This is a genomic window from Pseudomonas viciae, assembly GCF_004786035.1.
In the GTDB taxonomy this organism is placed as follows: Bacteria; Pseudomonadota; Gammaproteobacteria; order Pseudomonadales; family Pseudomonadaceae; genus Aquipseudomonas; species Aquipseudomonas viciae.
On sequence record NZ_CP035088.1, the window covers coordinates 6,618,304 to 6,640,056 of the forward strand.

Genomic DNA, 21,753 nt, shown 5'->3' on the forward strand with positions numbered 1-21,753 from the left:
GCGTGACACTCCGGCGGGAAGCCTCATTCCAAGCGCTGCTCTCGCAGCAGTTGGGCCAGGCCCTCGGCCTCAACCGGCCGGCTGATGAGGTAGCCCTGGACCTCGTCGCAGCGTTCGGCCTCCAGAAACTCAAGCTGCTCCTGGCGCTCGACACCTTCGGCCACTACCTTGAGCGACAACCCATGAGCCATTGCAATGATCGCCCGGGTAATCGCCGCATCCTCTCCCCCCTCTTCCAACCCACGAATGAACGCCTGGTCGATCTTCACGTAGTCCACCGGGATGCGCTTGAGGTAACTCAGGGACGAGTAGCCGGTGCCAAAATCATCGATCGCCAGCTTGACCCCAAGGTCGCGCAGTTGCTGGAACGTCGCAATGATGTGTTCAACGCTGTCGAGCAATTGGCTCTCGGTCAGCTCCAGTTCCAGGTATTGGGGTTCCAGGCCGGTTTCTTCCAGCACTTGTCGCACCAGGCTGACCAGCTTGCCCTGGCGCAGCTGATGCACCGACAGGTTGACCGACACCCTGATCGGCGCAAGGCCCTGGCGCTGCCATTCGCACGCCTGCCAACAGGCCTGGCGCAACACGAACTCGCCAATCGGCCCGATCAGCCCGGTCTCTTCCGCCAGGCCAATGAAATCTACCGGCGGGACCTCGCCCATGACCGGATGATCCCAGCGCACCAACGCCTCAGCGGCGTTCAAGCGCCCGGTCGCCAGGCACAACTTGGGCTGGTAGAAAACCTTCAACTGCTGCTCTTCGAGGGCCTTGCGCAGCTGATTCTCCAGTTGCAGGCGCTCCAGCGTGCTGGCCTGAAGGCTGTCGGTGTAGAACTGGAAATTGTTGCCGCCCAGATGCTTGGCATGTTGCATGGCCATGTTTGCCTGGCTGACCAGCGTGGAAATTTCCCGCGCGTTATCGGGCAGCATACTGATACCGATGGAGGCACTGACCACCAGTTCATGGCCTTCGATGGTCAGCGGCAGGCGCAGCTTGGCGGACAAACGGGTCGTCACCCGCGCCAGGCTGGAAAGGTTGCCATAGGCATCGAACAGCACGGCGAACTCATCGCCGGACAATCGAGCGATGGTGTCGGCTTCGGGCAGTGCATTGATCAGGCGCCGGGCCATTTTCTGCAACAGCTGGTCGGCAATGTCGTGGCCGAGGCTGTCGTTGAGCAGTTTGAAGCGGTCCAGGTTGATATGCAGCAACGCCAGGCTGCGCCGTCCGCCTTGGCGCACCCGCTGGTGAGCCTCGTGCAGGCGCTCGCGGAACAGCGAGCGATTGGCCAAGCCGGTCAGTTCGTCGTAATGCGTGAGGTAGCGCATCCGCTCTTCGGATTCGCGTCGAGCCGACAGATCGGCGAAGAAGCCCACTATATGGCTGGTATTTCCCCGAGTGTCGCGCACTACGTTCAGTTGCAGCCACTGCGGATACAGTTCGCCATTGGCCCGCGCTTCGACCAGTTCACCCTGCCAGGTACCGTGCTGCTTGAGGGCTTGGCGAATGACGGGGTAGTGCCGGCGCGCATCACGACTGCACGGCAGGTCCACCACGTTGTGCCCTAGCATGTCTTCGATATTGAAGCCGGTGACCCGCGTGAACGCCTGATTGGCGGCGAGCAGCGCGAAGCTCGGATCGAAAATCACGATGCCCTCGCTGGCGGCCTCGAATACCGTGGCCGCCAGCTGTTGTTGCTGCTCGAGCTCTTTACTGGCGCTGATGTCTCGCCGGGTGCCAACCATGCGCAGCACCCGCCCACTCGCGCTGCGCTCCACGGCCCGGCCGCGGTCTTCGATCCACACCCAATGACCGTCGGCGTGTCGCACACGATATTCGATCTGGTAATCCTCGCTGCGACCCTTGAGGTGTTCGACCAACGCACGCTTGAGGGCCGGCAGGTCCTGAGGATGCAGGCGCGGCTTGAGATGACTGAGCATAGCGGTGACAAATTCGGGCTCCAGGCCGAACAGCTCCTTGAGTTGGGTGTGGTGGACTTCGTCGGTCTGCAGGTTCCAGTCCCACAAACCCAGCTCACTGGCCTTGAGCGCCAGGGCCAGACGCGCCTCACTCTTGCTCAGGGCCTGGCTGGCCGCCTCCAACTCAAGGCTGCGCTGCGCTACCCGCGCCTCCAGACCAACTTGGGCCACCCGCAGTTTTTCCTCGGCAGAGCGACGTTGTTCGACTTCACGACCCAGCGCCTCATTGAGCTGTGCGCTGCGGGCTTGCGCCTGCTGCCAATGCTCGATCAGCGCCTGGTTCTGGAACCGCCGCAACAGGCCATTTTGGATCAGCCGGTTGACCTGCCAGGCCACCACACTCAGCGAAACTAATACCACCAGCCCAAGCCAGCCCCACCCGCGCTGCTGCTCATCACCGCCCCAGAAGAGATAGCCGATAGCCGGCAACAGGCACGGCAAGGTAAAGGACAGAAACGCCGGAAGACTCACGGCATAGGCGACGCTGGCCGACAGGGTGGCCGCGCCAATCAGGCCGAACACCCAGGCCTGCTGCTGGAAGCTGTCGGCCGGAACGAGGGCGATGCCAGCCCCGGCCAGCGTCAGGCCGGTCATCGCCGAGCCGAGCAAAAACATACGCAACCAGACAGGGTGTGCCTGACGGCTGGGCATCGCCGAATCGAAGGCGGCCACCTGAATCACCCGCAACGCCACCAGTGACAGCAACCAGACCAGCCAGACGCTGACCAGAACATAGCGCGCCGGCTCCCATAGCAGAGCGGCGCAGACCAGGCCGTTGACCAGCATGAACAGCGTGGGCAGCAACGAGCCCTGATACAGCAGACGTGTGCGTTCGACCGCCATTTCCATGGCGTACTGCTTGCAGATGACCCGCGGTTCCACACAGGGGCCCGCCAGATCGGAATTGAGGGTCATAGGCACTTGTTCTTGTTCTTATTCAGTGGAGCATGGAGAACCCGAAACGAGCACCGAGCATACACAAGCCAAACGCCATCCCACACTGCCCCAGCTCATAAAAGTGCGGAAAAAGTCGCTATTTTATTGGGCGGCGTGGCCTTCAAGCGAGCCCCGCCAGGGTCTGTAGCCGATGACCAACCGGTCATCATCGACCGGTCTTTTATCGGCGGATGCAAAGCTCGGTTTGCCCGAGGTGACGCCGCACCCTAGAATGCCCCGATGCGCGATGACCTCTCCCTTCTGCTGAACTCCCTCAACGATGCCCAACGCCAGGCCGTAGCTGCCTCCGTGGGTCGTCAGTTGGTCCTGGCCGGTGCCGGCTCCGGTAAGACCCGAGTGCTGGTGCACCGTATCGCCTGGTTGATCCAGGTCGAGAACGCCTCGCCCCATTCGATCCTGTCGGTGACCTTCACCAACAAGGCCGCTGCCGAGATGCGCCATCGCATCGAGCAGTTGATGGGCATCAACCCGGCCGGCATGTGGGTCGGTACCTTCCACGGCCTGGCGCACCGCTTGTTGCGGGCGCACTGGCAGGAAGCCGGCCTGAGCCAGACCTTCCAGATCCTGGACAGCGACGACCAGCAACGCCTGGTCAAGCGAGTGATCCGCGAACTGGGCCTGGACGAACAGCGCTGGCCAGCCCGTCAGGCCCAATGGTTCATCAATGGCCAGAAAGACGAAGGCCTGCGCCCACAACATATCCAGGCCAGCGGCGACCTGTTCCTGGCGACCATGCGCAGCATCTACGAAGCTTACGAGGCGGCATGCCAGCGCGCAGGCGTCATCGACTTTTCCGAGCTGCTGCTGCGTGCGCTGGATCTGTGGCGCGATCACCCGGGCCTGCTGGCTCATTATCAGAAGCGCTTCCGGCATGTATTGGTGGACGAATTCCAGGACACCAACGCCGTGCAATACGCCTGGTTGCGCCTGCTGGCCAAGGGTGGCGACAGCCTGATGGTGGTGGGCGACGACGACCAGTCGATCTACGGCTGGCGCGGCGCCAAAATCGAGAATATCCACCAGTACTCGGCGGACTTTCCTGACGCCGAAGTCATCCGCCTGGAACAGAATTATCGCTCCACCGCCGGTATCCTCAAGGCTGCCAACGCCCTGATCGCCAACAATACCGGGCGCTTGGGCAAGGAGTTGTGGACCGATGGCGGCGAAGGCGAAGCGATCAACCTCTACGCCGCCTTCAACGAACACGACGAAGCCCGCTACGTGGTGGAAACCATCGAAAGTGCGCTGAAAACCGGCTTGGCCCGCAGCGACATCGCCATCCTGTATCGCTCCAACGCCCAGTCGCGGGTACTGGAAGAGGCCTTGTTGCGCGAACGGATCCCGTACCGTATCTACGGCGGCCAGCGCTTCTTCGAGCGCGCCGAAATCAAGAACGCCATGGCTTACCTGCGCCTGCTCGAAGGGCGTGGCAACGATGCGGCCCTGGAGCGGGTGATCAACGTGCCAACCCGGGGCATCGGCGAAAAAACCGTCGAAGCGATTCGCGATCACGCCCGCCACAGCCATGTGTCCATGTGGGAAGCCATACGTCAGCTGGTCACCAACAAAGGCGTGACCGGGCGCGCCGCCGGTGCACTGAAGGCCTTCATGGACCTGATTGAAGACCTCGCCGCCAAGTGCGGGGAGATGCCGCTGCACTTGATGACCCAGACGGTCATCGAGCAGTCCGGTCTGATCGCCTACCATGAAGCCGAAAAGGGTGAAAAAGGCCAGGCCCGGGTGGAAAACCTTGAGGAACTGGTCAGCGCCGCGCGCAACTTCGAGAACACCGAAGAAGACGCAGACCTGTCACCACTCTCGGCCTTCCTGGGCCATGCCTCCCTGGAGGCCGGCGACACCCAGGCCGACGAACATGAAGACAGTATCCAACTGATGACCCTGCACAGCGCCAAGGGCCTGGAATTCCCCTACGTATTCCTCGTGGGCATGGAAGAAGGCCTGTTCCCCCACAAGATGAGCCTGGAAGAACCGGGGCGTCTGGAAGAGGAACGGCGGCTGGCCTACGTCGGCATCACTCGCGCCATGCAGAATCTAGTGCTGACCTACGCCGAAACCCGACGCTTGTACGGCAGCGAGACCTACAACAAGGTGTCACGCTTCGTACGCGAAGTGCCGAAAGGCCTGATTCAGGAAGTGCGGCTGTCCAACAGCGTCAGCCGTCCATTCGGTGGCGGCCAGCAACAAAGCACCAGCAGCCTGTTCGGCGGCAGCGATATCCCGGAAACCGGCTTCAGCCTCGGCCAGACCGTGCGGCATTCAGTATTCGGCGATGGGGTGATCCTCAACTTCGAAGGCGCCGGGGCCCAGGCCAGGGTGCAGGTGAACTTCAGCGAAGGCAGCAAGTGGCTGATGCTGGGGTATGCCAAGCTGGAAGCGATCTAGAGATTTGTGCAGGACCCTGTGGGAGCAAGCTCGCTCCCACAGTTGTTCTGGGGGACGTCAAAACATTTCCGATAGAACTTGTTCCTCTTTCCTACAGCCCAAAGCGAACAGGCCCTCTTGCGCGGCTGAAGCTGAACCTCACCTGTCACGCAAAAGCCCGAAACACTCTGCCGCTAGCCAGCAACAGTTCAGCTGTGCAACATGGCGCGCGTGCTATCCACAAATGGGAATGCCTTTATATGAAACGTTTTCTTAGCATCGCCATGGCGTTGTGCATCGGCCTGACGATGGCCATCGACGCCAATGCCGCCAAGCGCTTTGGCGGTGGTAAAAGTTCGGGCGCAGCCCCGACTCACCAGACCAGCCAGATGGCGCCGTCCTCCGCCGCCGGGTCCACCGCTGCTACCGCAGGCGCGGCCGGTGCCGCTGGCGCTGCCACCAAGGCCAGCGGTGCTTCGCGCTGGCTCGGCCCTCTGGCCGGTATCGCCGCCGGCGGCCTGCTCGCGTCCATGTTCATGGGCGACGGCTTCCAGGGCATGCAGATCTTCGACATCCTGATCATGGCGGTCATCGCCTTCCTGGTCTTCCGCTTCATTGCCGCCCGTCGTCGCAAGCAGCAGGAGCAATTGGCTCCGGCCGGTCATGCACCGATGCAACGTGAAGTGTTCAACCAGCAACCGGCCAGCGGTTCGATTTTCGGTGGTTCGGCAGCGCCAGTGGCCGCCCGTCCGGTCATCAACGCGCCAGCCTGGTTCAACGAAGAGCGCTTCGTCGAAGCTGCGCGCAGCCATTTCATGTCCCTGCAGCAACACTGGGATGCGAACGAAATGGACAAGATCTCTGAGTTCGTGACCCCGCAACTGCTGGAATTCCTCAAGCGCGAGCGGGCCGAACTGGGCGATGGCTTCCAGTCGACCTACATCGACAATCTGCAAGTACAACTGGACGGCGTCGACGATCGCGCCGACAAGACCATCGCCACCCTGACCTTCAGCGGTGTGTCGAAGGACTCGCGCTTCGACAAGGGCGAAGCGTTCAGCGAAAGCTGGAACATGGAACGTGCCCAAGGCGATGACCAGCCTTGGCTGGTGGCCGGTATCCGCCAGAACAGTTAAACCTCTGCGCGTTTTGCATGTTGAAATAAAAGAACCCCGGCTCAGGCCGGGGTTTTCTATTTCGCGGTTGCATCTATAGCGAGCTACTGTATAAACCGCTCCATATAAACCGCGCCATCGAGAAAGAGGATCCCGGACGTGGAAGAAATCATCGAACAATTGCGTGAAGCCAACGAACCCGTACCGGTTCCGCTGGAGTTGCCTGACGAAGATTTGTTGGTAGAGATCGAAGAACAGCTGTTCATCGATATCCCGTTCGTCTTCAGGGAGTTTTTGCTCACCGTCAGCGATGTCGTCTATGGCAGCCTGGAGCCGGTGACCGTCACCGATCCCCAATCCCACACCTATCTGCCGGATGTGGCCGCCAATGCCTGGGATGCCGGTGTGGAGCGCAGCCTGATCCCGATCTGCCAGGACGGTGACGATTATTATTGCGTCGAAGAAGACGGCACTGTGGTGCTGTGGCAGGCCGAGGAAGAACTGATTGCCGAGGAAACCTGGGAATCCGTCTGGCACTGGGCGCGGGACGTCTGGTTGGAAAGCTGATCCACCAGCGCCCCGCCGCGGGTCAATGCCCGGACGACTCCTTGTGATTGTCCAGGGTTTCCAACAAGGCCACCTGCATCCGCGTATGCAGGCGGATGAACCAGCGCCAGAGCAAGGCTGCGACGGCAATCGCCACCACTGCAATCAACACCAGCAACTTGTTGGTCGGCAAGATGCTGGCCGACAAGGCCGCCAATAGCAGGAAAATAACCAGCAACGAGAGGATCGGGATCACTTCGGCGATCACTCGACGCACACGCTGGGTATGGCGGCCGGCCATCTCCGGCTTGACGCTCATCTCTGCCAGCAGCATCGACAGTGCCTTGAGCTTGCGATACGCGGCGATCAGAAACGGTAGCGATAGCAATAACGCCCCACCCCAGATCAATGCTTTCTGCCAGCTCGGGTCGCTGATCCACATTTGCAGGTAAGCCGACATCCGCTCGGCAAAAAAACCACCCGAAACAAAAATCGCGATGACCAGTGCAAGGTTGACTCCGACCTGTAGCAGGATCCGCCGGATCATCGAGGCCACCACCGCTCCCTCCCCGTGGGGTTGGATGCTGCGCAGCCATTCACCATACATCCCCAGCACCCGCGTCAGCCGTTGCGGCATGACCGTCGCCAACTTGACGGACAACGGGTCGGCAGCCCGGATCAGGTAAGGCGTCAGCAGTGTGGTCAACACCGAGACCGCGACGGCGACCGGATAGAGGAAATCACTGGTGACCTGCAGGGTCATCCCCAGCGACGCGATGATGAAGGAGAATTCGCCAATCTGCGAAAGCCCCATCCCGACTCGCAGTGAGGTGCGTCCGTCGTTGCCGGCGATAAAGGCACCGAGGCCGCAGGACAGCATCTTGCCAAGGACCACTGCGCCAGTGATCACGGCGATCGGCCAGGCGTACTGCAGCAATATCGCCGGATCGAGCATCAGCCCGATGGCCACGAAGAAAATCGCGCTGAACAGATCGCGTACCGGCTCCACCAGTCGTTCGACTTTCTGCAACTGCCGGGACTCGGCCATGATCGCACCGATCAGGAATGCCCCGAGCACCATGCTGTACTCCAGTTTCACCACCAACAGGCAGAAACCGAAACATAGGCCCAGCACAGTGATCAGCAGCATTTCGTTGCTATCGAACTTTGCCACGTAGGCCAGTAGCCTCGGCACCAGCAGAATGCCAATGACCAGCGCGACGATCATGAACAGCGACAACTTGCCGACTGTGGAAAACACCTCGCCGGAGCTCACCGTGCCACTGACGGCAATGCTCGACAGCAAGGCGATGATGCCAATGCCCAGAATGTCCTCGACGATCAACACCCCGAAAATCAACTGTGCGAAGCGCTCGTTTTTCATCTTCAGGTCGTTGAGGGCCTTGACGATGATGGTGGTCGAGGAGATGGCCAGGATAGCGCCGAGGAACAGCGAGTCCATGGTGCTCCAGTCGAACCAGCGGCCAATTTCGTAGCCGATCCAGATCATCAGCACGATTTCGAGGAACGCCGCGATGAACGCGGTGGCGCCCACCTTGAACAACTTGCGCAGGCTGAATTCCAGGCCCAGGCAAAACATGAGGAAAATCACCCCGAGCTCGGCCAGTGTCTTGATCGTGTCTTCGTCGTGGATGAAACCGAACGGCGGCGTATGCGGGCCGATGATGAAGCCGGCCACGATATAGCCCAGGACCACCGGTTGTTTAAAACGATGAAAGAGAACGGTCACCAACCCCGCTGCCATCATGATGATTGCCAGGTCTTGAATGAAACTGATGGCATGCATGGTTTGGGGCTCCCTGTTCAAAATGACTCATCGCGGAGCTGGATAAGTCCGTTTCCTTTGTAGGAAAAGCCCTCGCAACGGCTTTTGAAGGGTAACACCGCGACTTCCGACAAAAAGTCAGTGCAATATATGGAAACAGATCCATCGGGGCGTGACGGCAGCCACAGGTGCGGCGTCCCGATATCGGTGGTTTTTAAAACCTTCCAGCACCCGCAGAGGTGCACTCCCGAAATTGCTGCCTTGAACCGTGAGTACGTTATGGAACCCGGAAACGCCCAGCTGTCGATGACGGTGTTAATGACCCCCGATATGGCCAACTTCTCTGGCAATGTCCATGGCGGCACCCTGCTCAAATACCTCGACGAAGTCGCCTATGCCTGTGCCAGCCGCTACGCCGGGCGCTATGTGGTGACGTTGTCGGTCGACCAGGTGATCTTCCGCGAGCCGATTCACGTCGGCGAGCTGGTGACCTTCCTGGCGTCGGTGAACTACACCGGCAACACGTCGATGGAAGTGGGCATCAAAGTCGTGACCGAAAATATTCGCGAACGCTCGGTACGCCACACCAACAGCTGCTTCTTCACCATGGTCGCGGTGGACGATCAGCGCAAACCCGCCGCCGTCCCGCCGTTGCAACCGCAGAATGGGGAAGAAAAGCGCCGCTACGAACAAGCCCAGCAACGCCGGCAGATCCGCCAGGAACTGGAAAAGCGTTACCAGGAGATCAAGGCGGACGGGCCTTAACAGACAGATGAAAACCAAATGTGGGAGCGAGCTTGCTCACGATGGCGATATCACAGCCAACATTTATGTTGAATGTGATGCCCCCATCGCGAGCAAGCTCGCTCCCACAGGGATTTGCAGCATTTCCACGGGTGCGATCAAAGGCTGATCGGCACAGCCTCAAACCGCACCCGCGGATGGGCGATCCGGTCCTGGGCGCGGACCAGTTCCAACTCGTAGCTGACACACGCCTGAGTCTCCAGCAACACTTCATGCACGGCGGCGGCGGTAAATTCGAACGCCGCCACCAGACTGTCGCCCAACAGTATCCGCGCCAGGAACAGCCCCGACGTCAGGTCCCCCACGCCCACCGGCTGGCGAGGGAAGGCCAGCAGCGGACGGCGCAGGTGCCAGCTGCCGTCAGCCGTCACCAGCAGCATTTCGAAGCTGTCATCGGGCTTGCCTGGGTAGGCCAGATGTTTGACCAGCACCGCCTTCGGTCCGCGGGCCAGTAGCGCGCGGGCCATGGCCAGGCAGTCCAGCAGCGACTGCGCCTTGCGCCCGGAGAAGCTGTCCAGCTCCAATTGGTTCGGGCACATGAGGTCCGCCACGGCCGCGGCCTCTTCCAGCAGAAACTGACTCACCTCGGGCGCTACGATGCAGCCCTTCTCCGGATGCCCCATGACCGGGTCGCACAGGTACAGCGCCTTGGGATTGGCGACCTTGATCCGCGCCACGCCCGTCAGAATCGCCCGCCCCTGAGCGGCGCTGCCCAGGTAACCGGACAGCACCGCATCACAGTTCCCCAGCTCACCGATCGCCGCAATGCCCTCTACCAATGCCGGTATTTGCTCAGGCGCAAGCACTTCCCCGGTCCATTGACCGTATTGGGTGTGATTGGAAAATTGCACGGTATTGAGCGGCCATACGTTCACCCCGACCCGCTGCATGGGAAACACGGCAGCGCTGTTGCCAGCGTGACCGAATACCACGTGAGACTGGATGGCAAGCAGATGAGGTGTACGTTTCATGCGGGAAGTTTCCGTAAAACGATTGAAATTCAAGCCGCGCAGTATGCGACTAAACGCAGCCTGTACGACAGACCAGCGACACAGTTAAGCTGACCGCAACTTGTTGGAGCACTTCGTTCATGCTGACCCTTGGAAATATTTTCGTGCTGATGCTGCTGGCCACTGGCTGCGCCTGGCTGTGGCACAACCACGGCTTGCGCGAGCGGGCCTTGGCGAGGGTCATGCAGCATTGCGCCAACCTCAAGATCGAGCTCCTGGACGGCAACGTGGCGCTGAAAAGGATCGGTTTCGTGAAAGATGCAAACGGCCGACGACGCCTGGCGCGTATCTATAATTTCGAATTTACCGTCACGGGTGAGACCCGCCATTCGGGCACCATTACCCAATTCGGTGCCCACAGCGCGCAAATCGAGCTGGCGCCCTACCCCATGCCGTTCGAAGAAACGCCCCAGGCGTCCATTGAAGCGGTCCAGACCAGGCCCCGGGCCGAAGTGATCGAGTTGAGTCAGTGGCGCCAGGAACACAACAAGTGGAAGCCTTGAAACAGCGCTGACTTATTCACAACGACAACTCGCCAGACCGGCCTGTAGAGCATCAACGTCTTGCGCCTCGGCGAAAATCAGTTCGATCCGTGAGTCCTGTCGCCACTCGCTGGTCCCCCAATCCAGGACCGCGCCCTCCAGTGCATTGGCTGAAACCCAGCCGTCCACGCTGTGGATAACCATCTTCGCGCGTTTCCAACCCCAGCCTTGCAGCCATTGAGTGAGCGCCGCCGTGTCGAACAACTGGCTCGGATGCCAGCGCCAGCCGATGCTCCAGCCACCTTCCTGCTGCTGATGCAGGCAGATCGGCAATCTCGGGTCGGTCCAGATGGCCGGCATGTAACCCACATCCTTGGGTAGCCTGAAGTTATCCACAACCCCACTCCCCCGAGTTGCAAGACCCGGCAGTCGATCCAGCGGCAACTCAGCCTGTTGCGTCCAATACAACGCAAGCGCCGGCAGTTGCGCCGTGATACGTGCTCGATCGATCTCAGAGAGCTTCTCGGACTTATTCAATACCAGCAGCCCGGCATCGGCCAAAGCACGCTGCTGCGCATCAGGCAGTGGCTTACCGTCCGCCATCGCCTGGGCATCCAGCACCAGCACGCCAGGTTGGACACTCAGCACGCCGAGCCATGGAGCCTCGTTCAATTGCCGCATCAGTTGCGCCGGATGGCCCAGCCCCGAAGGTTCGATAAACAAACGGTCTGGTCGCGCCTTGCGCAGCAATCGACCGAGACCAATCTGAAACGGCGCGCCGTTGACGCAACACAAACAGCCCCCGGCCACTTCGCCCAGTGCGATACCATCGGCGGCCTGGGTCAGCAACGCGGCATCCAGACCGATCTGGCCGAACTCGTTGATCAGCACCGCCCAGCGTTCATTGGCCGGACGCTGTGTCAGCAGATGCTTGATCAAGCTGGTCTTGCCAGCCCCCAAGGGGCCGGCGATGACATGGGTGGGAATGTTCTGCAACATAATCGACGGCTTTCGATGGAGGTGAAAATGCGGATGCTCGGCTGGTTGTTACTGGCATTGACGTCAAACCAGGCACTGGCCCAGGCTTGTGTTGTGCACAGTCAGGCGGAGCGGCTCGATGTAAAAGTCTGCCAGCAGAACCGCAACATCCCGCAGAAGTTGTTCGCCGACGGCTTCTGCCAGCCAAGCCTCGCCGGGCAAAAAGTCGAGGTGCAGTACGTCGATCAGTGCCCTGGCGGCGCGTTTGGCATCTGCAGCAACGCCCAGGTCGCCAATATGCCTTACCGCCAGGATATTCACTATTACGGCGTGGCCACTGACGCCGCTTATCTCCAGCCGTTTTGTGAAGGCCAAAGCCAGGGCAACTGGCTCAAACCTTAAGCCAGCCAATCCAGTGTGAGGATCAATCGGCGCTCCCCCGGGGCCGGTTCCGGCGAGCGGTGGATCAGGCCGAACCCTTCATTGCCGTGCCACTTCTCGCCTTTAAGCAACGCCACATCACCGCTGTAAAGCTGCTGGATCATCCGCGGATCGCCGGGCTCGGCTTCAGGCTGCGCCAAACATCGACGGTCCATGGCACTTTCCTTGAGCCACTGACTGCCGACACCGACATAAGTAGTGATTAGCCGCACCGGTACATGGTCAACGTGAAAGCGCGGACACATGGCCTTGTCCAGTGCGCGCAGACGCAGGCCGACACGTTTGGCGCCCAGCAGACAGGCAAACGCACTGACCAACCAGGCAACGTCGGCGATAAAGCCTTCGTAACCTTGCAGATCGCTGAACCCCGCGGCCAGGCCGTGCAGCGCCGGCTGAGTGTCGTCCTCCGGCAAGTCGAGCACCAGCGACTCAGCCAGCGGCTGCTCCATCGAAAGCACCATGGCCGCAAAGTCGCTGATATGCGCCGGAAGCTGACGTTGCCAGACAGCCAGGTTGGTGCCGTCCTCCAGAATTTGTGTCAGGATCCGTGGCGTTTCACCTTGGACCTGCCGCACCGGTGCAGCCCTATTCAGGCTGGGCGCCAGCATCACGCTGCGACCTCGTCGTCATGCCACGGGCCAAACGGGTCCGGCAGCAAGCGCCAACTTTCGACACCCAGGGCCATTTCCGCGTCGCTGAGCAGACAAGCGTCCAGTTCAGCGGTGAGCTGGGTGAAGTCGATGTCTTGTCCGATGAATACCAGCTCCTGGCGGCAATCGCCCGTGCTAGGCAGCCAGTTTTTCAGGATGGCAGCGCTACTTTCCTCATCCTGCGGCCACTGGTTTTTTGGCACAAACCGCCACCAGCGCCCGGCAAATCCGTGCCGCATCAAACCGCCGGCCTGAGACCAACTGCCCGCTTCCTCAGGTTTGCTGGCCAGCCAGAAGAACCCTTTGGAACGCAGGAGTTTGCCGTTGGTCCACGGACGGTCGATCAAACTGAAAAAACGCTGAGGATGAAACGGTCGGCGCGCCCGGTAGGCTGTCGAGGCGATGCCATATTCTTCGGTCTCGGGTACATGCTCGCCGCGCAGCTCCCGTAGCCAGCCAGGCGCTTGCGCGGCGCGTTCAAAGTCGAAAAGGCCGGTATCGAGAATGCGCCCCAAGGGGACCTGCCCCATGACCATGGGAATGATCTGCGCCTGGGCGTTGAGACGCTCCAGGATCGCAATCAATTCTTCCCGTTCGTCACGGCTGATCAGGTCGATTTTGCTGATTAAAATCACGTCGGCGAACTCGATCTGCTCGATCAGCAGGTCAGTAATCGAGCGCTCGTCTTCCTCGCCCAGGGTTTCGCCCCGGGACGCAAGGCTTTCGGCAGCCTGGAAATCCAGCAGGAAATTCACCCCATCAACCACCGTCACCATGGTGTCGAGCCGGGCAACATCGGCCAGGCTGCGACCCTCTTCATCACGAAACGTGAAGGTTTCCGCCACCGGCAAGGGTTCAGAAATACCCGTGGACTCGATCAGCAGATAATCGAAGCGCCCCTCCCTGGCGAGCTGGCCGACTTCTTCCAGCAAGTCCTCACGCAGCGTGCAGCAGATGCAGCCGTTGCTCATTTCCACCAGTTTCTCTTCGGAGCGGCTCAGGGTGACATCTCGCTGGACTTCGCTGCCATCGATGTTGATCTCGCTCATATCGTTGACGATTACGGCGACGCGTAAATTGTCGCGATTGCGCAGGACATAGTTGAGCAGCGTGCTTTTACCGGCACCAAGAAATCCGGAAAGCACGGTAACGGGGAGGCGATTGGGCATCAGGTATATCCTCATCGGGGCGGCCATTGCTGACGCTGTTCACGCGCGTTTTGGCTCGTTTTCAGGCTTGGGCTTGGATCATGCCTGGGTAGTTTTATGTTATAGTATAACAACACAATTCAGCCAGCCCTGCCGCCCTCATTAGCCTGAGAACAATCGATGCACACTTGTCTGAAACTCGTATTAGCGAGCCCGTTGTTGCTGTTGGCGCTGAGCGCTTCGGCCCAAAGCCCGCTCTTGGCCAACTGCACCCGCAGTGCGAGCTTGCTGGCGTGCGTTGACGGGCAAGGTAATGCCTACAGCGTCGCAACAAGCGGAAACACCCTTTATCTGCGTGGTTTTGAAGCGGTCAGTCGTCGCCATTGGGCGCAAACGAACAGTCGTTACGGTCAAATCACTTTCTTCACAGGCTTGGCGTCCGATGGTGAAAGTTGGGTTGGATACAACCGACGAGTTGGCTGGACGACCATCAACCGCTTCTCCAGCGCAGGCGGTGGTGGTAGCGGCGGTGCGTTCATATGCGGCCGCATGAACGGTTGTCAGAGTTCGTCGCACTGATGTTTCACGTGGAACGTGGGAGTAAAGAAATGAAACTCCGTTCATGAAAGAGGTTTATTCGAATTGACTGTTATACTATAACATTAAATTCGAACCTATGATGGACCTTGCCCATGAATGCGTTAACGCTGCCAGATGTTGCTGCGCAGGCTTCACGCCAAGCTTTACCCCTCGATTGGGTAGGCATGTGTGGGATCGCCACACCGGTTTTGATCGACGGCCAGCGTCTGAGCGCGACGGCCGACGCAGGTGTCAGCCTCGACGACGGTGATGCTCGTGGCATCCATATGTCACGTTTGTATTTGGCGCTGGAAATACTTGAAGAAACACCTCTTTCTCCAGCGCTATTGCATCGCGTATTGCGGCAATTTCTCGATAGCCATGAAGGCCTGTCCCATTTTGCTTCCCTAAGCATCCACACCGATTTGTTGCTTAAACGTCCGGCGCTAATCAGCCCGCTGGCCGGCTGGAAGCGTTATCCCGTGAGTATTGAAGCGCACCTGAAATACGCAGTGTTCCACGTGGAACTGAAAATTCAGATCCCCTACTCGTCCACCTGCCCTTGCTCAGCGGCGCTCGCCCGACAGTTGATTCAGCAGCAATTCGTAGACGACTTCGCCAACCAAAGCCTCGAGCACGCTGAAATCCTGGCCTGGCTGGGCTCAGCAAACGGCATTGTCGCTACTCCCCACAGTCAACGCAGCATGGCCACGTTGAATCTACGGCTGGACACCCATGTCGACGAATTGCCGCTGCTGTCTCTCATCAACGAGGCCGAAGCGGCCCTAGGCACTGCTGTGCAAACCGCAGTCAAACGCGCCGATGAGCAGGCGTTCGCGCTCGCCAACGGCCAAAACCTGATGTTCTGCGAAGACGCCGCTCGGCGATTGAGCACCGCCTTGAGGCGCTCATCCAGCATCACCGCCCTGGATGTACGCGTCGTCCACGCCGAGAGCCTGCACGCCCATGACGCCGTGGCCCAAAGCCGCTGGCAGCGGGAGGCATCATGATCCGTTGCCAAACCTTGCGCTGGGGTGCCCCTGGGCAACCTCTCACACCACCGCTGAATATGGAGCGGCCAGCGGGCAGCCTGACGGCCATCATCGGCGCCAACGGTTCGGGTAAGAGCAGCCTGCTGAAAGTACTCGCGGGGTTGCAAAAACCCCTGTCCGGGAAGGTCACGCTGGACGTCCCCCGCCGCGGCGGTGTCTCATTCCTGCCGCAGCAACAACATCTGGATCGGCAGTTCCCCATCAGCTTGCAGGAGTTGGTGGCCGCCGGCTCCTGGGGGAATAGGCACACACCCGCCATGCGCAGGCAACTGCTCCAGACAGCCTTGGAAGACTGGGCTCTGGCGGGGCTGGAAAATCGTCCGTTGATGGCATTGTCTGGCGGCGAGTTACAACGCGCCCTGCTCGCTCGCCTGAGCCTGGCCGAAGCGCCGCTGCTGTTGCTCGACGAACCCCACGCGGCCCTCGACGAACAAGGCCAGGCGCTACTGTGGAAACACATCCATGGCTGGCACGCGGCGGGCAGAACCGTGGTGGTGGTTTGTCATGACCTGGCGGCGGTACGCGAACACATTCCTCACACATTGCTGGTCAGCCACGCCGGCTGCACGCTCAATCGCAGTGTCGACTTGATCGCCCAACAACCTCGCATGCGGGTGGCGTGATGCTCGCGGCCACCCATCTCTGGCAACCATTCCAGGAGTTCGTCTTCATGCGCCGGGCCTTGCTTGGCGGTCTGGTATTGGCGTGCAGCACAGCCCCGCTGGGAGTATTTCTGATTCTTCGACGTATGAGTCTGATCGGCGATGCCGTGGCTCACGGTATTTTGCCAGGCGCCGCCCTGGGTTTCTGGTTCGCTGGATTGAGCCTGCCAGCCCTGACAATCGGTGGCCTCGGCGCGGGCCTGGGCATGGCCGGGCTGGCAGCCTGGATTACCCGACGCACCGGTCTGCGGGAAGACGCCAGCCTCGCGGCGATTTATCCGATTTCCCTGGCAGCCGGCGTGTTGATCCTCGGCATGGCCGGCAAACGCCTGGATTTGCTTCACTTGCTGTTCGGCTCGGCACTGGCGGTAGACGGCCCGACACTCACCGGCATGCTCTGGGTTTCCGGGGCCAGCCTGGTGGCCATGGCGCTGATTTATCGGCCCCTATTGCTCGACACCCTGGATCCGCTGTTCCTGCAAACCGTCAGTCGCTTGGGCCCTTTGGCCCATGGCGTGTTTCTGACGTTGGTGGTGTTGAATCTGGTGATCGGCTTCCAGGCCATCGGTGCGCTGATGGTGGTCGGCCTGATGATGCTTCCGGCTGCCGCTTCGCGATTCTGGAGCCGGCGCCTGCCGATTCTAATGATGGTCGCGGCGCTGCTCGGTTGTCTTTCGGTGTGGCTGGGCCTGTTGCTGTCCTTCTATTTCTCGCTGCCCAGCGGACCGGCCATCGTACTGGTAGCCGGCGCGTTATATCTGTTGTCCGTGGTGTTCGGTCCGGTGCACGGTTTGTTGCGCCGCCCGCCTTTGCTCACATCCCAATGAGGTGTTTCCCGATGCGCGTCCTGCTCGTGCTGTTCAGTCTGATGCTGTCCATGTCCTTATCCGCCGCCGAAAAACTTCAGGTGGTAACCAGCTTCAGCATCCTCGCCGACATGACCCGACAGGTCGGTGGCGAGCATATCCAAATCACCAACATGGTCGGGCCGGACGCCGATGCGCACACTTACGAACCCACACCAGACGACGCCAAGGCGCTACTCCGCGCTAAGCTGATCATCAAGAATGGGCTGGGTTTCGAGCCATGGTTGGATCGCCTGGTCACCAGCACGGAAACCGGCGCCCCGGTGATCAGCGCCAGCCGCGGGGTGATCCCACGTTCGCTGGATGAAGATGGCGAGACCATCCCCGACCCTCACGCCTGGCACAACCTGGCAAACGCCGAACTGTATGTCAGCAACATCACCAAGGCACTGGAAGCGGCAGACCCGGCGAACAAGGCTGACTACGAACGCAACAGCCAGGCGTATCTGAAGAAGATCTACGCCCTGCTCGCCGAAGCCAAGGCCAAGCTCGGGGCCTTGCCGCCAGGCAATCGCAAGATCGTGACGTCTCACGATGCGTTCGGTTACTTGGGCCAGGCCTACGGTATCGAGTTCATGGCGCCTCAGGGGTTGTCCACTGAACGTGAACCTTCGGCTGCAGAAGTCGCCGCGTTGATCACCCAGATTCGCCAGGCGAAAGTCAAAGCGGTGTTCATGGAAAACATCAAGGATGCGCGCCTGCTCAAGCAGATCGCTGACGAAAGCGGCGCGCACATTGGCGGTACGCTGTACTCCGATGCCCTAGCGACCAGCGGACCGGCCAGCACCTTCACGGGGCTGTTTGAATACAACCTCAATACGTTGTACGAGGCGTTGAGCCGGCCTTGATCGATCATGCGTGGGAGCAAGCTTTGCTCTCACGCTGTTACTACACATGAGGCTCAAGCCCTCGGCTTGACCGTCCCGCAATCCTGCCCGAGCCACACAGCCCGGGTGTCGAGGCTGCCGTTCTGCTGAATGCCGGTAGCGTTGAACGTGCCGTTGACCTTGGTGGTGAATTCACGATCGCTCTGGAACGTCGCGATGCCATTACCCTGGGCCTTCGGGCAGCTGAAGCGAAACTTCCACTGATTGCCAGTCCGGTCGGTGATCTGCTGTTTGCAACCCGATTGCGGGTCTTGCAGCGGGATATCATTGGTTTTGACCTGCTCCGGGGTCAGGCAAACCCGAATGCCTTTGCCGCCCATGGTGATGCCCTGCTTTTCCAGCATCGCCCGTTGCTCCGGGGTCATCTGGGTTTGCAACTGGCCGAGGATCAGTTGAAGGTCCGGCAGGTTCTGGTTATCGACTTTCATATTGCTCGTTGTCAGTTCCCACAAACCCGGTTGAAGCATCTGCGCCTGAGCCGCCATCGGAACCGACAAGCCAACCGCCAAGGCCAAACCCAGCAGACGAACATTCATTGCATAAACTCCAGAGGACAAGTGGCCGTTAGACGCCGCCCATAAGCTTCGGTTCAGACCCGGTACGAGTGAATTAAATAGCGACATTCGCCATGGAACATGGTCTGTTAAGCATTGAAAATGTCAGGAGCAAGGCAGCCCCATGGATTTTTTTGGCCCCCATATTTTCGGTTACCTGATCGCGCTGCTCCATACCCTGGGCTCCATCGCCGCCGTCCACGCCGTACTGACGGTGCGCACGGCCCAAGGTGCGATCGCCTGGGCCCTGTCGTTGGTGTTCATTCCTTACCTGACGCTGATTCCCTACCTGGTTTTCGGCCGCAGTACCTTTGATGGTTATATCAAGGCCCGGCGGCAAGCCAACGAAGAAATGCGCAAGGCGATCTCCGAGTTGAACTGGCGGCCGTGGGTCGAGGAGGCCTTGACCGCCCGCGCCTCCCAGGCCTACGCCTCGTTACGGGCCATGCCCAAGCTGGGGCGCACACCGTGCCTGGCAAACAATCAGGTGCGATTGCTGGTCAATGGTCACGCCACGTTCGAGACGATTTTCCAGGCCATCGACAGTGCCCGTGAGGCGGTGCTGATTCAATTTTTTATCATCCACGACGACCGCCTTGGCCAACGCCTGCATACACTGCTCTTGAAAAAAGCCGCCGAAGGCGTGGCCGTGTATTTACTCTATGACCGCATCGGCAGCCACTCCCTGTCCCACCGCTACGTTCAGGCCTTGCGCGACGGTGGCGTCCAGGTGAAAGCCTTCGCCACCCGCAGCGGCTGGCTCAACCGGTTCCAGGTCAACTTTCGAAACCATCGCAAGATCGTGGTGGTGGATGGTGTTTTGGGTTTCGTCGGCGGGCACAATGTGGGCGACGAATACATGGGCGAAAAGCCGCCCTTGGCACCATGGCGCGACACCCACGTTGAAGTGCGCGGGCCGGTGGTGGGGAGCATGCAAGAGTCGTTTGCCGAAGACTGGTTCTGGGCGGCCCGTTCGTTGCCACCGCTGATCCTGCCGGACAGCTACCCGGACGACGGTGTGCTCTGCCAGCTACTGGCCAGCGGACCGGCTGATGCCTACGAAACCTGCTCACTGTTTTTCGTCGAGGCTATTCACGCGGCCAGCGACCGAGTCTGGATCACAACGCCCTACTTTATTCCTGACGAAGCGGTATTCGCAGCGTTACGCCTGGCGGTGCTGCGCGGCGTGGACGTGCGCATCCTGCTGCCCTCGCGACCGGACCACAAGGTCGTCTACGCCGCGTCCAGCCTGTATGCATTTGAAGCGGTGCGGGCTGGCGTGCGGGTGTTCCGTTATCAGCCGGGCTTTCTGCATCAGAAGGTGGTGCTGATCGACGGGGAAATCAGCGCCATCGGCAGTGCGAACCTGGACAATCGTTCGTTCCGATTGAATTTCGAAGTGATGCTGCTGACCGTGGATATCCCATTCGCCAGCGAGGTGGAGCAAATGCTCGAGAACGACTTCGCCCAGGCCCAGGAAATCGACAAACAGGCAAGCCGGGAGACCCACCGCCTGCAGAAGGTCGGCATGCGGATCGCCCGGCTTATTTCCCCGATACTCTAAGGTATGTAGATATCGTCACGGGTCCAAGGTAAATCATGGCTACCGTCGGCGTGGGCCTTCACCGCCAGGATCTGGTGCAGGTTGATCCAACCCTTGGCAAACGCGTAGGCGCAACCGGCCAGGTACAAACGCCAGATCCGCAGCGCCTGTTCCGGCACTTGCTTCGAGGCGGCCTCGAGGTTGTCCTCCAGGCGTTCACTCCAATGGTCGAGCGTGCGCGCGTAGTGCAGGCGCAAGCTTTCCACGTCGACAATCTCCAGCCCCGCTTCGCTGATCTCGGCGCAGATCATCGACAGGTGCGGCAGCTCGCCGTTGGGGAACACATACTTCTCAATAAACTCACCCGCGCCGCGACCGACCGGACGACCGTCAGTGTGCTTGGCGGTGATGCCGTGGTTCATCACCAGCCCACCCTCGCGAACGGCGCCGAACAAGGTCTTGCAGTACTGCTTGAGATTGGCATGGCCGACATGCTCAAACATGCCGACACTGACCACCTTGTCGAAGCGACCATCCTGGGGCAGGTCCCGGTAGTCCAGCAGCTGCAACTCCACTTGATCCTCCAGGCCTTGCGCCTTGACCCGTTCGCGGGCCAACGCCAGTTGCGCCTCGCTCAGGGTAATGCCAAAGACCTTGGCGCCGAATTCCCGCGCCGCATAACGCGCCAAGCCACCCCATCCGCAGCCCACATCCAGCAGATAGTCGCCAGGTTGCAGACGCAGTTTGCGGCATAAGTGGCGGAATTTAGCTTGCTGGGCCTGTTCGAGGGATTCGCTGCCTGTCTCGAAATAGGCACAGGAGTAGGCCATGTCGCTGTCGAGCCACAGCTGATAGAACGCGTTGGACAGGTCGTAGTGATAGGAAATCGCCTTGGCATCGGTTTCCTTATCATGAATCGAACGCACCGGCGGGTTGTCAGAATCTTCCTTGATCAGCGCCTGGCTCCATTCATCGCAGACCCGGATCACTTCGTGGATCGAACCTTCGAGTTCGAGTTTGCCCTCTACGAACGCCGCACCCAGCGCATCCAGGCTGGGATGGGAGAGTTGCGCGACCATTTGTGGGTCCTTGACCACGATCGTGACGCTGGGGTCGGCACCCAGCGTAAATTCATGGCCATCCCAGAGCCGCAGCCGAAGCGGTAAATGAAGATTCTGTAAGGCCGGTGGAAGTTGCGCGAGCATGAAATAACCCCCTCGTTTCAGACATCTGAAAATGAGGGTAGACCATCGTAGAAAAATAGCAGGCTATCGAATTTATAGCCTTTTTCTATCGCCTTCCAAAACTACTGTTGGAGCCAGTAACTGCCTG

General features: G+C 60.1%; 20 protein-coding genes. 12 read left to right on the forward strand and 8 right to left on the reverse strand.

The window, feature by feature from the left end; all coding sequences use genetic code 11:
• Positions 1-23: 23 nt before the first annotated feature.
• Positions 24-2,894, reverse strand: a complete 2,871-nt coding sequence (locus EPZ47_RS29620; RefSeq protein WP_135847879.1) for a putative bifunctional diguanylate cyclase/phosphodiesterase — start codon at positions 2,892-2,894, stop codon at positions 24-26.
• 261 nt (positions 2,895-3,155) lie between these two features.
• Between EPZ47_RS29620 and uvrD the strand changes: the two genes are divergently transcribed.
• From uvrD to EPZ47_RS29635, 3 genes are all read left to right on the forward strand, one after another.
• Entirely contained in the window at positions 3,156-5,339 is a 2,184-nt protein-coding gene (gene uvrD, locus EPZ47_RS29625) for a DNA helicase II (RefSeq protein ID WP_135847880.1), read from the forward strand.
• A gap of 239 nt (positions 5,340-5,578) precedes the next feature.
• Positions 5,579-6,454, forward strand: coding sequence for a Tim44 domain-containing protein (locus EPZ47_RS29630; protein WP_135847881.1), 876 nt, complete (start codon positions 5,579-5,581; stop codon positions 6,452-6,454).
• A gap of 138 nt (positions 6,455-6,592) precedes the next feature.
• The gene (locus EPZ47_RS29635) at positions 6,593-7,000 is read left to right on the forward strand and encodes an SMI1/KNR4 family protein (protein WP_135847882.1); all 408 of its coding nucleotides are present in this window, start codon (positions 6,593-6,595) and stop codon (positions 6,998-7,000) included.
• Between the two features lie 22 nt (positions 7,001-7,022).
• Here EPZ47_RS29635 and EPZ47_RS29640 read toward each other — a convergent pair whose 3' ends face one another.
• Positions 7,023-8,786 carry a cation:proton antiporter gene (locus EPZ47_RS29640; RefSeq protein ID WP_135847883.1) on the reverse strand — a complete coding sequence of 588 codons (1,764 nt, stop codon included), beginning with the start codon at positions 8,784-8,786 and terminating at the stop codon, positions 7,023-7,025.
• A gap of 258 nt (positions 8,787-9,044) precedes the next feature.
• Here EPZ47_RS29640 and EPZ47_RS29645 point away from each other — a divergent pair, with 258 nt between their 5' ends.
• The gene (locus EPZ47_RS29645; RefSeq protein WP_135847884.1) at positions 9,045-9,530 is read left to right on the forward strand and encodes an acyl-CoA thioesterase; all 486 of its coding nucleotides are present in this window, start codon (positions 9,045-9,047) and stop codon (positions 9,528-9,530) included.
• A 137-nt stretch (positions 9,531-9,667) separates the two neighbouring features.
• On the opposite strand, the gene pdxY is transcribed toward EPZ47_RS29645, so the two are convergent.
• Positions 9,668-10,540, reverse strand: coding sequence for a pyridoxal kinase PdxY (gene pdxY / locus EPZ47_RS29650; protein WP_135847885.1), 873 nt, complete (start codon positions 10,538-10,540; stop codon positions 9,668-9,670).
• A gap of 119 nt (positions 10,541-10,659) precedes the next feature.
• On the opposite strand from pdxY, the gene EPZ47_RS29655 reads away from it, so the two are divergent.
• Positions 10,660-11,082, forward strand: coding sequence for a DUF3301 domain-containing protein (locus EPZ47_RS29655; RefSeq protein ID WP_135847886.1), 423 nt, complete (start codon positions 10,660-10,662; stop codon positions 11,080-11,082).
• A gap of 12 nt (positions 11,083-11,094) precedes the next feature.
• Here the strand turns inward: EPZ47_RS29655 and EPZ47_RS29660 are convergent, their stop codons facing one another.
• Positions 11,095-12,060: a CobW family GTP-binding protein gene (locus tag EPZ47_RS29660; protein WP_135847887.1), complete on the reverse strand. Its 966-nt coding sequence runs from the start codon at positions 12,058-12,060 to the stop codon at positions 11,095-11,097.
• Between the two features lie 27 nt (positions 12,061-12,087).
• Between EPZ47_RS29660 and EPZ47_RS29665 the strand changes: the two genes are divergently transcribed.
• Positions 12,088-12,441 carry an NADH:ubiquinone oxidoreductase gene (locus EPZ47_RS29665; protein WP_135847888.1) on the forward strand — a complete coding sequence of 118 codons (354 nt, stop codon included), beginning with the start codon at positions 12,088-12,090 and terminating at the stop codon, positions 12,439-12,441.
• Here EPZ47_RS29665 and EPZ47_RS29670 read toward each other — a convergent pair.
• Both EPZ47_RS29670 and zigA read right to left on the reverse strand, forming a co-directional pair.
• Positions 12,438-13,088, reverse strand: coding sequence for a DUF1826 domain-containing protein (locus tag EPZ47_RS29670; protein ID WP_135848086.1), 651 nt, complete (start codon positions 13,086-13,088; stop codon positions 12,438-12,440). The genes EPZ47_RS29665 and EPZ47_RS29670 overlap by 4 nt on opposite strands.
• Positions 13,088-14,299 carry a zinc metallochaperone GTPase ZigA gene (gene zigA, locus EPZ47_RS29675; protein WP_135847889.1) on the reverse strand — a complete coding sequence of 404 codons (1,212 nt, stop codon included), beginning with the start codon at positions 14,297-14,299 and terminating at the stop codon, positions 13,088-13,090. The genes EPZ47_RS29670 and zigA overlap by 1 nt, the downstream gene beginning before the upstream one ends.
• 159 nt (positions 14,300-14,458) lie before the next feature.
• Here zigA and EPZ47_RS29680 point away from each other — a divergent pair, with 159 nt between their 5' ends.
• From EPZ47_RS29680 to EPZ47_RS29700, 5 genes are all read left to right on the forward strand, one after another.
• A complete protein-coding gene (locus EPZ47_RS29680; RefSeq protein ID WP_135847890.1) occupies positions 14,459-14,857 on the forward strand; it encodes a glutamine synthetase in 399 nt (132 codons plus the stop codon).
• Positions 14,858-14,970: 113 nt separating this feature from the next.
• Complete coding sequence (gene folE2 / locus EPZ47_RS29685; RefSeq protein WP_135847891.1) at positions 14,971-15,867, forward strand: GTP cyclohydrolase FolE2; 897 nt, start codon at positions 14,971-14,973, stop codon at positions 15,865-15,867.
• Complete coding sequence (locus tag EPZ47_RS29690; protein WP_135847892.1) at positions 15,864-16,532, forward strand: metal ABC transporter ATP-binding protein; 669 nt, start codon at positions 15,864-15,866, stop codon at positions 16,530-16,532. Before folE2 ends, EPZ47_RS29690 begins: the two co-directional genes overlap by 4 nt.
• Complete coding sequence (locus tag EPZ47_RS29695) at positions 16,532-17,398, forward strand: metal ABC transporter permease (RefSeq protein WP_135847893.1); 867 nt, start codon at positions 16,532-16,534, stop codon at positions 17,396-17,398. The genes EPZ47_RS29690 and EPZ47_RS29695 overlap by 1 nt, the downstream gene beginning before the upstream one ends.
• A gap of 11 nt (positions 17,399-17,409) precedes the next feature.
• Entirely contained in the window at positions 17,410-18,285 is an 876-nt protein-coding gene (locus EPZ47_RS29700) for a metal ABC transporter substrate-binding protein (protein WP_135847894.1), read from the forward strand.
• 53 nt (positions 18,286-18,338) lie between these two features.
• Here EPZ47_RS29700 and EPZ47_RS29705 read toward each other — a convergent pair whose 3' ends face one another.
• On the reverse strand, positions 18,339-18,860 hold the full coding sequence (locus EPZ47_RS29705) for a DUF3617 domain-containing protein (RefSeq protein ID WP_135847895.1): 522 nt from the start codon (positions 18,858-18,860) through the stop codon (positions 18,339-18,341).
• Between the two features lie 142 nt (positions 18,861-19,002).
• On the opposite strand from EPZ47_RS29705, the gene cls reads away from it, so the two are divergent.
• Positions 19,003-20,442, forward strand: coding sequence for a cardiolipin synthase (gene cls / locus EPZ47_RS29710; protein ID WP_135847896.1), 1,440 nt, complete (start codon positions 19,003-19,005; stop codon positions 20,440-20,442).
• On the opposite strand, the gene cfaB is transcribed toward cls, so the two are convergent.
• Positions 20,439-21,626: a C17 cyclopropane fatty acid synthase CfaB gene (cfaB, locus tag EPZ47_RS29715; protein ID WP_135847897.1), complete on the reverse strand. Its 1,188-nt coding sequence runs from the start codon at positions 21,624-21,626 to the stop codon at positions 20,439-20,441. The two genes, cls and cfaB, sit on opposite strands and share 4 nt — an antisense overlap.
• Positions 21,627-21,753: the final 127 nt, after the last annotated feature.